Source organism: Kitasatospora azatica KCTC 9699, from assembly GCF_000744785.1.
GTDB lineage: Bacteria > Actinomycetota > Actinomycetes > Streptomycetales > Streptomycetaceae > Kitasatospora > Kitasatospora azatica.
The window spans coordinates 5,537,029-5,549,952 of record NZ_JQMO01000003.1 but is presented as its reverse complement, the minus strand read 5'-3'; the positions used below and the strand labels follow the sequence as shown (position 1 = coordinate 5,549,952).

11 protein-coding genes are annotated in these 12,924 nt (G+C 69.6%); 2 read left to right on the top strand and 9 right to left on the bottom strand.

Going from position 1 to position 12,924, the window contains the following annotated elements:
• Positions 1 to 52: 52 nt before the first annotated feature.
• On the bottom strand, positions 53 to 1,492 hold the full coding sequence (locus BR98_RS35145) for a hypothetical protein (RefSeq protein WP_035851447.1): 1,440 nt from the start codon (positions 1,490 to 1,492) through the stop codon (positions 53 to 55).
• Between the two features lie 312 nt (positions 1,493 to 1,804).
• Here BR98_RS35145 and BR98_RS35140 point away from each other — a divergent pair, with 312 nt between their 5' ends.
• Both BR98_RS35140 and BR98_RS35135 read left to right on the top strand, forming a co-directional pair.
• Positions 1,805 to 2,758, top strand: a complete 954-nt coding sequence (locus BR98_RS35140; protein ID WP_051970927.1) for a hypothetical protein — start codon at positions 1,805 to 1,807, stop codon at positions 2,756 to 2,758.
• Positions 2,759 to 2,838: 80 nt separating this feature from the next.
• Positions 2,839 to 4,368, top strand: coding sequence for an amino acid permease (locus tag BR98_RS35135; RefSeq protein WP_035851445.1), 1,530 nt, complete (start codon positions 2,839 to 2,841; stop codon positions 4,366 to 4,368).
• Between the two features lie 113 nt (positions 4,369 to 4,481).
• On the opposite strand, the gene BR98_RS35130 is transcribed toward BR98_RS35135, so the two are convergent.
• From BR98_RS35130 to BR98_RS35095, 8 genes are all read right to left on the bottom strand, one after another.
• Entirely contained in the window at positions 4,482 to 4,790 is a 309-nt protein-coding gene (locus BR98_RS35130; protein WP_035851444.1) for an EthD family reductase, read from the bottom strand.
• A 61-nt stretch (positions 4,791 to 4,851) separates the two neighbouring features.
• A complete protein-coding gene (locus BR98_RS35125; protein WP_035851443.1) occupies positions 4,852 to 6,510 on the bottom strand; it encodes an alpha-keto acid decarboxylase family protein in 1,659 nt (552 codons plus the stop codon).
• 28 nt (positions 6,511 to 6,538) lie between these two features.
• The gene (locus BR98_RS35120; RefSeq protein WP_198042342.1) at positions 6,539 to 7,354 is read right to left on the bottom strand and encodes an MBL fold metallo-hydrolase; all 816 of its coding nucleotides are present in this window, start codon (positions 7,352 to 7,354) and stop codon (positions 6,539 to 6,541) included.
• 43 nt (positions 7,355 to 7,397) lie between these two features.
• Entirely contained in the window at positions 7,398 to 8,399 is a 1,002-nt protein-coding gene (locus BR98_RS35115) for a sugar phosphate isomerase/epimerase family protein (protein WP_035851440.1), read from the bottom strand.
• 49 nt (positions 8,400 to 8,448) lie between these two features.
• On the bottom strand, positions 8,449 to 9,363 hold the full coding sequence (gene iolE / locus BR98_RS35110; protein ID WP_035851439.1) for a myo-inosose-2 dehydratase: 915 nt from the start codon (positions 9,361 to 9,363) through the stop codon (positions 8,449 to 8,451).
• Positions 9,360 to 9,869 carry a hypothetical protein gene (locus BR98_RS35105; protein WP_035851438.1) on the bottom strand — a complete coding sequence of 170 codons (510 nt, stop codon included), beginning with the start codon at positions 9,867 to 9,869 and terminating at the stop codon, positions 9,360 to 9,362. The genes iolE and BR98_RS35105 overlap by 4 nt, the downstream gene beginning before the upstream one ends.
• Complete coding sequence (locus BR98_RS35100; protein WP_035851436.1) at positions 9,866 to 10,978, bottom strand: ferritin-like domain-containing protein; 1,113 nt, start codon at positions 10,976 to 10,978, stop codon at positions 9,866 to 9,868. Before BR98_RS35100 ends, BR98_RS35105 begins: the two co-directional genes overlap by 4 nt.
• Complete coding sequence (locus BR98_RS35095; RefSeq protein ID WP_063774893.1) at positions 10,975 to 12,900, bottom strand: GMC family oxidoreductase; 1,926 nt, start codon at positions 12,898 to 12,900, stop codon at positions 10,975 to 10,977. The genes BR98_RS35100 and BR98_RS35095 overlap by 4 nt, the downstream gene beginning before the upstream one ends.
• Positions 12,901 to 12,924: the final 24 nt, after the last annotated feature.

Below are 12,924 nucleotides of genomic sequence, written 5' to 3'. Positions count from 1 at the left end.
GCGTGGACAATGCCCTCATGGACGTCCGCGACTGCCGGCGGCAGCAGGATAGTCAGTGGGTCGGACGGGTGGCGGCGCCTGTTGACCGGGGTGTGTCCGGGCTGCCAAGGGGGCTGCCGCATCGGCGGATTCGGCGGAGCAGGGCGGCAGCGCGGGGGGATTCGCGGTGCGGGGCCAGGTAGGTGGCCAGTTGGGCGAGTTGGGCAGCGACCGTGCCGGACTGCAGGCCCTGGGCACCGTTCAGGGCGGCCTCGACCGCGGTGCAGGCCTGGACCGGATCGCCGAGCCGGAAGTAGGCGGTGGCCAGCAGGCAGCGGGCGAGTACCTGGTCGACCAGGCGGTCGGGCGACCGGGCCGCGGTGGCGGCGGCGAAGTCGGCCGGGGCAGCGGCGAAATCGCCGAGTTCCAGGCGGCAGCGCAGGGCGGTGTCGGCCAGCTCCGCCGCGCCGAAGTAGTCGAGCCACGGGGCGTCCTGCGGGATCGCGTGCGCCAGTCCGCGGGACGCGGCGGCCAGGCTGTGGGTGGCCGCCTCGCCGTCCTGCCGGGCCGCCTGTGCGTGGGCTTGGGCCGCGTAGAGGGCGGCCCGGGCCCGCGGGTTGCTGCCGCTGCTCGCGCCGAGTGCCGCGCGCACCAGGTTGGCGGTGGCCGGCTGGTCGCCGGCACCGGCGGCGTGTTCGGCCAGGGTGGTCAGGACGTGCGCGCCGAGCAGCCGGTCGTCGGCCTGGTGCGCCGAGCACAGGGCCAGCAGCAGGTAGCGCCTGGCCAGCCCGTGCAGGCCCGCGTCGTGGGTGTAGCGGCCGATGCCCAGGTGGGCCAGGGCCACGGCGCCGAACAGGCTGCGCCCGGTCTCGGCCGGGTAGCGGCCGGTCAGCAGCGGCGTCAGGCTGGTGTGCAGGTACTGCACGGCGGGCAGCCGCGCGGCGGCGCCGCCGGTCCGCCGGGCGATCAGGTCGAAGGCGTGCAGGGTGTCACGGAAGCCGGCGAGGTCGGCGGGCGTCACCTCACGGCCGGTACCCCGGCCGACGGGTGCGGCGACCCTGTCGGCCATAAGCCAGTGCAGTCCCGGTCCGCTGAGCGCGGTGGCCGGGATCTCGCTGCGGACGGCGCCCTCCTGTTCCAGGTCGCTGACCCACAGCGCCCGCATGACGGAGCTGAGTTCGGCCGGTGATTCGAGGAACTCAGCCGTCCACAGCGGACGTTGGGATCGGCTCGGGCCCGCCATGCCGATGTCGGTGGTGCTGACGATCCGGCCGAGCGCGCGGGAGAGCGTCTCCGCGATCAGCTCCGGCGGCACGGCTCGGCTCATCCGGCCGTCCCGCCAGCGCTGCACGCTGGTGTGGGTGCACTTGGCGTCCCGCCCGTGCCGCACGGCGGTGGCGCGCACGGCGCGGGCGAATTCCTTGTTCGACATCGCGGCCTGCTCGATCAGAGCTATGAGCTGGCCGTTGCCGCGACGGGTGGGGGCCGGTGCGCTCTCGGTGCCACTGGTCATGGAGGGACTGTAGGACCGACGGCGTCCTGGTGAGGGATGGTCGCTGAATTCGTATGTGACTGTGACCTCTTCATAGGTCCCGCTTAACCCGTGTGTGCCCTGTTGCGGCAAGTGGACCCCCTGTGAGCCCTATTGCGACCGCACGTGGGTCTGATTTTCTACTGCCTGTACCGCTACCTGCAGCTGACGCTGCGTAACCGTGTGTCGATGAGCCCCCGAGTGTGTCCGCACGAGCGTCCGCGGATCCGGGATACGGAGAAGAGCGACCTGTGACCCCGAAGTCCCCGTTTTCAAGGATGGCAAGGAACTGCCGTGGCTAGGGGACCGGGCCGCTCCCTCCAGATCGACCCGCATCCCGCCCGCGACGACCGGGAGTTGAGGACGGTCTGCGACGATGCCGCGATGGGCCGCTGGGACGCCCCGCGCGACCTGATCGCCGCCACCGGGTACAACTGGGACCGCAGGGTCTTCCGGCTCCAGGTGCTCGCCCGCCAGGGCGTGCGGCTGCGCTGGGCCGAGACCTGGGCCGCCGCCGAACCGGACAACCCCGACGCCCTGGTGATGCTGGCGCACGTCCAGGCGCTCAGGGCGATCCTGGCCGGCCGCAACGAGAGCCAGGAACTGGCCGATCTGGCCTGGCAGACCACGGTCCAGGCGGCGGACGCCGCGCCGCCGGACCCGTCTCCGTGGCTGGTGCTGATGGCGCTGGCCCGCACGCTCGCGCAGGACGGCGCGCTGATGCAGGACCTGTGGACCGAGACCTGCCGCCGGGATCCGTACAGCCGTGAGGGTCACCACGAGATGCTGGCCTTCCTGATGCCGCGTCACCAGGGCGGCAGCGCAATGATGTTCGACTGGGCGCACGAGCGGACCCATCAGACCCCGCAGGGCACCCCGATCCCGGTGGTACTGCTGGTCGCCCAGGCCGAGCACCACCAGCACCGGCTGCGGCAGAACCCGCGGGGCCTCGGACTCAGCCTCAACCCGTGGGCCGACTGCCCGGACATCGACCGGGTGCTGGAGCGCTGGTGGTACTACCGCTCGCCACAGCCGCACGCCAACTTCGCGGACGATGCGAACTACTTGGCCTACGCCCTGTGCCTGGCCGGCCGGCACGCCGAGGCACGGGAGGTCTTCGAGGCGATCGGCCCGTTCGCCACCAGGACGCCGTGGGGCTTCACGGGCGACGCGCAGCAGCTGTTCCTGCAGCACCGCGAGCGCGCGGTCAATCCTCCCCAAACTCCCCGCTGGCGCCGCTCGAACTGAGCCGGCGGCAGGCTCCCCGGCGTCCCCGTACGTGTTGCCCTCCCCCGTCCCGCTCCCCCTCGCCCCCGAGAGGAACGCCCATGCCCCTGGAAGCCGATCACCTGTCAGACGAGGAACGCCTCGCCGAACTTGGCTATACCCAGGTCCTGGCCCGCCGCATGTCTGGCTTCTCCAACTTCGCCGTCTCCTTCACCATCATCTCGATCCTGTCCGGCTGCCTGACCCTCTACGGCTTCGGCATGACCACCGGCGGCCCCGCGATGCTCACCTGGGGCTGGGTGCTGGTCGGCGCGATGACCCTGTTCGTGGGCCTGGCGATGGCCGAGGTCTGCTCCTCCTACCCGACCTCCGCCGGACTGTACTTCTGGGCCAAGGAGATGGCCCCGCAGAAGTCGGCCGCGGCCTGGGCCTGGTTCACCGGCTGGTTCAACGTGCTGGGCCAGGTCGCGGTGACCGCCGGCGTCGACTTCGGCGCGGCCACCTTCCTGAACGCCTACCTCGACCTGCAGTGGAGCTTCGCCACCACGCCGCAGCACACGATGATGCTGTTCGCGGGCATCCTGTTGCTGCACGGCGCGCTGAACACCTTCGGCGTCCGCATGGTCGCGGTCCTGAACAGCGTGAGCGTCTGGTGGCACGTCGGCGGTGTGCTGCTGATCGTCGGCGCGCTGGCGTTGGTGCCCTCGCACCACCAGTCGGTGGGTTTCGTCTTCGGGCACTTCGTCAACGGCACCGGCTTCCAGTCCTCCTTCTACGTCGGCCTGTTGAGCCTGCTCGTCGCGCAGTACACGTTCACGGGCTATGACGCCTCGGCCCACATGACCGAGGAGACCAACGATGCGGCGGTCTCCGGCCCGCGCGGCATCGTCCGCTCCATCTGGCTCTCCTGGATCGCCGGCTTCGTGCTGATCGTCGGCCTCACCTTCGCGATCCAGGACTGGGACAGCACGCTCAGCACCACCACCGGTGTGCCGCCGGCCCAGGTGTTCATCGACGCCCTCGGCATGACCGGCGGCAAGCTGCTGCTGCTGGTCGTGATCGGCGCCCAGCTGTTCTGCGGGATGGCCTCGGTCACCGCCAACTCCCGGATGATCTATGCCTTCTCCCGCGACGGCGCGCTGCCGTTCAGCAAGGTCTGGCACCAGATCAACCCCAAGACCCGCACGCCCACCAAGGCCGTCTGGCTGGCCGTCGGCGGCGCGCTGGCACTGGGCCTGCCCGACCTGATCAACGCCACCGCCTACGCCGCCGTGACCTCGATCGCCACCATCGGCCTGTACATCGCGTACGTGATCCCGACCTTCCTGCGCCTGCGCCAGGGCGACAACTTCCACCGCGGCCCTTGGCACCTGGGCAGGTACAGCCGCCCGATCGGCGTCGTCGCGGTGGCCTGGGTGGTCCTGATCACCGTGCTGTTCATGCTGCCGCAGGTCAACCCGATCACCGCGAAGAACTTCAACTACGCGCCGGTCGCGGTCGCCATCGTGGTCGGTTTCGCCGCCCTGTGGTGGCTGGTCTCCGCCCGCCACTGGTTCCTCAAGCGCGAGCACCCGCGCAACCAACGGCTGGCCGGCCGTGCGGAACTGACCACCCAGTCCGCGCGCTGGTAACCCACGCCCACGGCCCGCGCCCACGGGCACACCACAGCGGCCCGCGCCGCACCGCTCCCGAGGAGCCGTGCAGCGCGGGCCGCTCGCATGCGGGCCGTGGGACGAGGCTGCGCTCAGACCTCCTCGACGTCCGCGAAGAGGAGCCGGACACCGCCGGTCGCCAACTCGCGGAGCTTGCCGACGAACGCCCCGGCCTCCTCGGTCGTCACGGCCCTGCTGGCCGCGTCGTAGTCGGCGAAGTACAGGTCGAGCACGCGGTAGGCCGGCGTCGGGCTGCCGTCCTCCTTCGGCCAGACCTTCGCGCTCTCGACCCGCTGGACTCCGGGAATCTTCTTCGCCAGCGCGACCTGGTCGTCGTGACCGGCCTCGAAGACGGTGGGGTCCTGCGGGTTCTCGAAGACTGCGGTGATCTTCGTGGGCATTGTTCTGATCCTCTCTCCGGTATTGCGGTAGGTGTTCGTCCTGCTCGTCCTGCTGGTCCTGCTACTGGGTCTTCCAGTTCGCATTGTCAGGAATCGACTTGTCGGGCACCCGGACCTGGATGATGGACGGGCTGCCGGAGTTCTCCAGCGCACCCGCCACGGCATGGCCCAGTTCCCCGTAGGTACTCACCTCCCATCCCTGACAACCGAATACCTCCGACAGCCTGCTGTAGTTCCACCGGTGCAGGATGCAGGGCCGGTAGAACGGCTTGTCGGTGTGGAAGACCGATGCGTCGGCGAGCCACTGCTCCACGCCGTAGACGCCGTTGTCGATGACGAAGATGATCGGGTTGAGTCCGAAGCGGGTCTGCGTCGACAGGCACTGGGCGGTCATCTGGAAGCCGCCGTCGCCCGAGAAGACCATGACCCGCTGATCGTCCCTCTTCGCCAGGCAGACACCCGTCGCGGCAGCCGCGCTGTAACCGATCGCCGAGTAGGACGACTGGACGATGAACCCGCTCGGGGCGGGCACATCGAGCAGCAGGCTGCCGAAGTAGTTCATGCTCGCGTCAGCGCTGACGATGGTGTTCCGATCGATGTACCGCTGCACGTAGTTGTAGAACCCCTGGTACGTGATCACCTCGGTCCCCGCGACGGCCGGTACGCTCCGGGCGGGCTTCGCCGGCAGTTTCCGCGCGTTGGGCGCGACCTGCTTCGCCGCGAGGAGCCCGTCGATCAGGTGCTCCAGCGCGACCTGCCCGCCGAAGTAGGTGCCGAGCTTGACCGCGTCCATCGAGGCGAACGCGGTCTTGTCGTAGTCCGGGTTCCAGCCCAGGGAGTTGATGTCCGTCAGCCACACGCCGAGGGCCAGCACGAAGTCGGCCGACCCGGCCAACTCGGTGACGGCCGCCGAGGATGCCTGGCCGTCGAGCACTCCGGCGAACAGCACATCGTCCTCGGACAGGACGGCCTTGCTCAGGAGTTCCGTGACGAAGGGGACGTCCAGCTGCCGGATCAGCCGCAGGGCCTTCTCCTGCAGGCCGAGCCGGTCGATCTCCACGCCGATCCAGATCAGCGGGTTCTCGGCGCTTTCGAGCCTGGCGCAGATCTTCTCGACCGACTCCTCCAGGCTGGTCTGGTCCGACAGGATCCTGACCGGCTTCAGCTCGCCCTGCGGCGGCTCGCACTCCAAGTCAACCATGTCCTGGAGGAGTTCGAGGTACACCGGGCGCCGTTCGCTGATGCATCTGGTCAGCGCGTAGTCGATCAGGTTCGGTGCGAGGTCGGGATTGTCGATCCGGACGGCTGCGACCGTGATGTGCTCGAACGACTGGAGGTCCGTTTCGCGTCCGCTGATGAAGTGGTGCGCGCTGAACCCGGTCTGCTCGAAGGTCAGGGTCTTCTTGATGCTCGGCGTGCCGTTGATCAGCACGATCGGCACCTTCTCGACGTAGGCACCGGCGACGGCGTTCACGGCGCACAGCGCGCCCGCCGAGTAGGTGACGCAGAGGGCGCCGATGCCCTTCAGTCTCGCGTATCCGTCCGCCGCGTAGCCGGCGTTCACCTCGTTGACTTCCTCGACGAGCTCGATGCCGCTCGGTGCGACGTACCGGTTCAGCCACTCGATCGAGTAGTCACCCGCGATGGCGAACAGGTGCTCCAGGCCCAGCTGCCGGAGCCGGTCCACCAGGTACTGTCCCACCGAGTAGCGCTTGTTCATGGTGACCTCCGCAGTCAGTAGTCGCTGGTCAGTAGTCGCTCGCGCCGCCGAACAGCCGGGGCAGGTAGATGTCGAAGATGCCCGGACACCTGCGTTCGGGATACCGCTGGAGCATGAAGTCCTTGAAGGCGTCGTCCGCCAGGCCGTTGCCGATGGCCTGGCGAGCGGCCGACAGGTACTCGATGTTGCGAGCGACTTCGTTCTTGTCGGCCGGCAGGCCGTGGCCCGGCAGGAACAGCTCGTAGTCCTCCACCAGCATGTCCTGCAGCACCCGGATCCAGTGGTCCATGTGCTTCGTCAGGTACAGGTGGGTTCCGCTGTAGAGCAGGTCCTGGGCGATGTACACGCCCAACTCGGGGAGCTTGATGGTGAGGTGGTAGTCGATCTCGGTGTCCGTCACCCGGTCGAAGACGTACCTGACCCCGTCGATCATCTCCTCACCGGGGCCGGCGAGCTTCTGCGGGACGACGATCCGGTCCGGCAGCAGGTCACCGAGCTTCCAGTGGTCGCTCCTGGAGTCCTCGCCGTGCTCCTCGATGAAGCTCATGGTCTCGGGCAGCGCGTGGATGGTGACGTCGGCGAACGCCGCCCCGGTGCCGAACCAGTGGTCGGGGTGCCGGTGCGAGAGGTACAGCCGCTCGATCGGCTTGCCCAGGCTGTCCGCGTACTCCCTGAACGCCCTTGCGTAGGGCGCCAGGAACTGCCCGTCGACGAGCACCAGTTGGTTCTCGGTCTCGATGATGTGCGTGGCGTTCGCGATGTTGTTGTACGCGAAGGAGGCGACGAAGGTGTGAATGCGGACGTTGCCCGCCCGCTTCACGACCATGACGATGGGATCCGACACCTGAGCCGGCATGCGGGGACCTCTCTGCTGTGGTGGATCGAGTTCAGGCGGACGGGAGTTGGGCCCGCACTTCGTCCAGCGCGGCCAGCGCGACCTGGTAGGCGCTGTCGACGCCGCGCACCGGGTCGTCCTCGCCGGGCCGCCAGAAGCGCCGGCGCGCCATCCGCATCGAACTGTCGAACGGCGGAATCGCGTTGAACACCTCGACCAGGTACGGGCCGCGGTAGACCGGCTCGATCTCCGTCCGGACGATGTCCCACGGGATCCAGCTGTCCCGCACCGCACCGCGGTCGGGCGCGGAGAGGTGGACGTAGCTGAGCCGGTCCTGCCGCGCGGCCCGGGCGATGTTCTCCCGGAAGGCCTCCGGCCCCTGACTCTCCATCACCACCTGCGCGGTGTCGACCGTCACGCCACCCGACCGGGGTCCGAGGCCCTCCAGGAAGTCCAGCACCTCCGAGACCGAGTTGGGCGGGGGCGTCTCCCAGCTCTTGACCGGCTCGATGGCGAGCTTCACCTCCTGCGCCGCGGCGTACTGCGCCAACTCCTCGAAGATCGAACGCGCCGCGTGGTAGCGCGACTTCATCCAGTCCTGGAGGGCGTCGCTCCACATCGGCGCACCGGCGTCGGTGACCGGGAAGACCCCGTAGGGGTAGAGGAACGGCCCCGACATGATCGAGTCGCCGCCCAGCACCCGGGTGATGTCGACCCGCGACTTCAGGTAGGAAAGGGCCTGCCTGCGCTGCTCCTGGTAGGGCGAGGTCGGGTCGAAGGTCCGCGTGGTGCCGACGTTGGTGGTGAACTTCACCTCCCGCAGGCCCGCCTCGTCGAACGCCTTCTTGAGGCCGACGTAGCTGTCGACCTCGATCCGGTGGTCGACGGTCTCGGGCTGGGTGGCGATGTGCAGGTCGAAGCCGTCGTAGCCCATCTCGGTCAGGGCCTTCAGATGGCTGATCAGAACCTGGGTGTAGTCCGAGTCCTGCGGCCGCAGGTCGGCCGTGAACATGAAGAAGCTGAAAAAGATGTCCCGCCGGACTGCCGCGTTCATTCCTGGTGTCCTCGCTCCCGTGTCCGCTCCTGGTGTCCCCGCTGTCGGGCTACCAGCCGAGGAGGTCGGCGAGGTAGGCGCGGGCTTTCTTGGCGTACTCGAGCGGGACGGCCTTGTTCGGGTCCTGCTCGGCTTCCACGACGAGCCAGCCCCGGTAGTCGGCCTCGGCCAGCACCCCGAGGATGGGCCGGAAGTCGATCGCGCCGTCTCCGGGCACGGTGAACACGCCGAGTTCGACGCCCTCCTGGAACGACAGGCCTTCGCCGCGCACCCGCCGCACGATCTCGGACCGGACGCTCTTCATGTGGACGTGGCCGATGCGGTCGGCGTAGGCGCGGGCCAGCTCCAGCGGGTCGTCGCCGGCGAAGGCGATGTGGCCGGTGTCGAGCAGCAGGTGGACCAGGGCCGGATCCGTCGAGGACATCAGCCGGTCGACGTCGGCCCGGGTCATCACGCCGGTACCCATGTGGTGGTGGTAACTGAGCTTCATCCCGGCCGAGTTGGCGATCTTGCCGAGCTCTTCCAAGCCCGAGGTCAGGTCGTCCCACTGGGCGTCGGTGAAGACCGGGCGGTTGGCGAACACGTCGACCGGGAGCAGGTGCGAGGAGGCGCCGAACTCGGCCACCACCACCTCGGTGCCGCCGAGCGCCTTGATGTGGACCAGCGTCTTCTCGAAGGCCTCGATCGTCTTCTGCCGCATCTTGGCGATCGTGAAGTACGTGCTCGTCCAGGGCTCGGAGACCTGCAGGCCGCGCAGGTCGAGCGCGGCCTTGAGCTCGGCGGCGTCCGAGGGGTACTTGTGCCCGAGGCTGCAGCCCTGGAAGCCGGCGAGCGCCATCTCGCTGACGGCCTGGCCGAAGGAGATGCCGGCGTCGATGCTGGGGAAGTCGTCGTTCCACCACAGGGTGCAGCAGACGCCGAGCTTCACCTTGTCCGGGCCGAGGCGGTCACCCAGTTCGGTCATTTCGCGTCCCCCTTCAGGTAACGGTCCTCGATGCGGGGCGGCTGGGCCCAGGAGCCGTAGCCGGGTGCCTTGGCACCGGGCGGATTGGCCCCGATGGCCGGCCAGAGCAGCCCCTCCTGGTAGGAGGCGGCGGTGACCGTGGAGGTCTCGGCCGCCGTCTGGGCGCCGTAGCGGTCGGTCCACTCGGGCGGCAGGCCGTACCACGTCCCGGCGTACCAGAGCTTGATCACATTGCGGGCCACCGGGCCGAGGCGGTCGTCGCTGAAGATCCGGTGGCGCAGGGCCCGGTCGAGCAGGGCCCGGTCATGGCCTCCGACACCGTCGGCCGCCTCGGCCCGGGCCGCCCGGTGGGCGTCCAGAAGGGCGGTGACGACCTCGTCGCCGCAGGCGGCCCGCGCTTTGGCGAGGTACTGGTGGGCCAGACCCGTGCCGAGCAGGTCGGTCCGCTCGAAGGCGGTGAGGTCGACCGACAGGAGGAGGAACTCCTCGAACGACGGGGCGGTCATCGCGCCACCGCCCCGGGTGTCCCGCCGACGGTCCGTGCGGCGTCCGGACCCGATCCGACCGCGGCCGGGATCTCGAAGGTCGGCGCGGCGTGCAGGCCGTCGCTGCCCGGCAGCGGGTTGCGCACCAGCCGGTTGAACCCGTCGCGCAGCCGGAACATGTACCAGACCGCGTCCTGCAGGAGCTCCGGCTTCCCGTTGAAGGCCCTGCTGAGCAGCGCCAGGAAGGCGCCGTACTCGGCGTTGAACTTCCGGGCGGCGCCGGCGAGTTCCGATCCCGCCGGGTAGTCGGCCAGCCGGGCGCTCACCTTCAGCCGGTACACGTCGTCCCAACTGACGGTGAGCGGCGGCCCCGAGGGCGCGTCGGGGTGGTCGCCCGCCTGGTAGTAGCGGCCGAGCTGCAGCTGCCGGAACCGGTAGTAGTGGGCCAACTCGCCGTCCGCGTCGTAGATGCCGGAGTCGAGGCCCTCGCCCTGATCGGCGATGAAGCGCAGCGCCCGGCGGGCCGAGTCCAGGTCGGAAACGGTGATCACCTGGCCGCCGCCGGAGTAGAAGTACTCGGGCCCCACCTGCCGGGCCGGATCCCCGCAGAACAGCCCGGGGTCGGCGGCCGCCACCTGCTCGAGGCCTTCGATGATCTCCTCGTAGAACTCGCCGATGCTGTAGAAGTGCATCCCCTCGGCCGTGGGGCTGGAGACCAGCAGCGGCCTGCCGTGGTCCGGGGTGCGCACCAGCCGTGAGTCGGCGCTGGGGGCCTTGCCCGGCCGCTCGATCTTGCAGAACGTCTCCACCGCCTCGGGGCAGAAAGGCCGCAGGTCGACGGTGAAGTCGTCCTCCCCGTCGGGCAGATAGGCCGGGTAGGACGGTACGAAGCCGGGGCGCGTCAGGTCGGGTGTCCCGCCGATGGCGTTCAGGACGTTGGCGGCGAGGGTCAGGTGCAGCATCTCCTCCACCGCGACCACCCGGATGATGTGGGCGGCGTCGGAGTTGGTGCTGGAGTGGATGGAGTAGAACGCGGTCAGGTAGGTGGGGATGGTCGCGTGCTCGAGCGCCATCGCCGCGTTCAGGTAGCTGATCAGGTCGTCACGGTTCTCGATGGTCGACGCGGTCACTGGCCCGCCTCCTGGGGTCGGCCCTGGGCGGCGCCGTTCGTGCTGACGTGGATCGGTGCGGTCTCGGACTCGAGCTGGGCCAGCATGGCGCGGGTGCTGCGCAGGCACAGGGCCGCGACGGTGAGCGTCACGTTCGAGGTGCCCACGGTGGGCATGCTGCCCCCGCCGACCAGGTAGAGGTTCTCGTGGTCCCAGCTCCGCTGGTCCGCGTTGACCACCGAGGTCGACGGGTCGCTGCCCATCACGTGGGTGCCGGCGAGGTGGTTGCCGCCGCGGATCTCGTACCCCTCGCCCTCGTGCACGGCGTAGCCCCAGAAGTTGGGGTCGTACGCGGTGTGGTCCTCGGCCCCGAGGCGGGCGAAGATCCGCTTCGACAGCTGCCGGGCGTAAGCCACCCCGCGCATCGTGTAGTCGGGGATGTCGTAGCTGAGGATGGGCCGCATGTTCCCCAGGCTGTCGGTGACGGCCGGGTCCACGGTGACCCGGTTGCTCGGGTTGGCGGGGACCTCGACCATGAACGCCAGTTGCAACTGGCGGGACACCCGGTCCACCAGGCCCTGGCGCAGGGACTCGCCGTAGCGACCACCGGCGTCCACCAGGTCGACCAGGTCGGTCATCGGCGCGCCGCGCGCCCAGCCCCAGCCGTCGTTGTGGATGTCGACGCTGAATGCCGCCTGGCGGCGGCGGAACCGGCCCCCGCGCAGGTCGGTGATGCCGCCGGTGCAGTTCGTGCCCCGGAAGGTGCCGGCCACCTCCGGCAGCAGGGCCCACGCCAGTAGGTAGGCGTGGTCCATGAAGTTGCGCCCCATCAGGCCGCTCGAGCTGCGCAGGCCCGAGGCCAGCATCAGCCGGGGGTTCTCCACCGCGTTGGCGGCCAGGATGAACAGCCGGCCCCGGGCCCGCACGGTGGTGAAGCCGGGGCTGTCGGGCCGGTCGTAGCGGCGGTACTCGATCTCGGTCACTCGGCCGGTCTGCTCGTCGATGTGCACCTTGTGGGCGACCGCCTGGGCCACCAGGTCGACCCGGCCGCTCCGCAGGGCCGCGGCGAGGGTCTTGCCGGCGTTGTACTTGGCCTGCACCGGGCAGATCGGCACGCAGTTGTTGTTGCCCTGGCACCGCCCGCCGACCTCGACCTGGTACGTGCTCACCGCCCCGCGCGGTACGTATCCCTTCCCGCCGTCGTAGGCCGGGTTCGGTATCCCGTTCCGCCCCTGGGGGAACGGCCGGACCCGCAGCTCCCGCTTCTCCCCGTCGAGTTCGACCGGCATCCCGTCGAGGTCCGCCGCCACCATCCGGTCCAGGTAGGACAGCGGCAGCCCCTTCATGGGGAACACGTAGTCCTGGTCGAAGGTGATCCCGAGGTAGGCCTGGTCGGCGACGTCGGCGGAGACGCCGATCTCGCGTTCGGCCTCGTTGTAGTACGGGGCGAGGTCCTCGTAGCCGATCGGCCAGTCGGTCCCCTCGCCGTAGAGGGTGCGCATCCGGAAGTCCTCGGGCAGCATCCGCAGCGTCTTGGCCTCCCAGTGCATGGTGGTGCCGCCGAGGACCCTGGTGTAGGTGGTGTCGGTGGCGAAGGGCCCGCTCTGGACGATGTAGGCCGAGGTGTCGGGCGCACCCGGGAAGATGCGCCGTGCGTCGGTGCCGCGGGGCATCGGAGCGTTGGCGACGACCGGGTAGGGGGCCTGGTTGTCCTTGCTGGTGGCCGAGTAGAAGCGGTCGAGGTAGTCCTCGTAGCCCCGCAGGGTGAGGTCCTCGGCCGGGCCCGCTTCGAGGATCAGCACCCTCTTGCCGGCCTCGGCCAGCCGCGCGGCGACGATGGCACCGGCGATCCCGCCACCGACGATCACGGCGTCGTAGAGAACCTCGGCCGCCGCCGCGGGGTCGGTACGCTTCGCCGCCCCGTCGGGGAATTTCGCGTACATGGGGCAGTTACTCCTCTGCCAGGT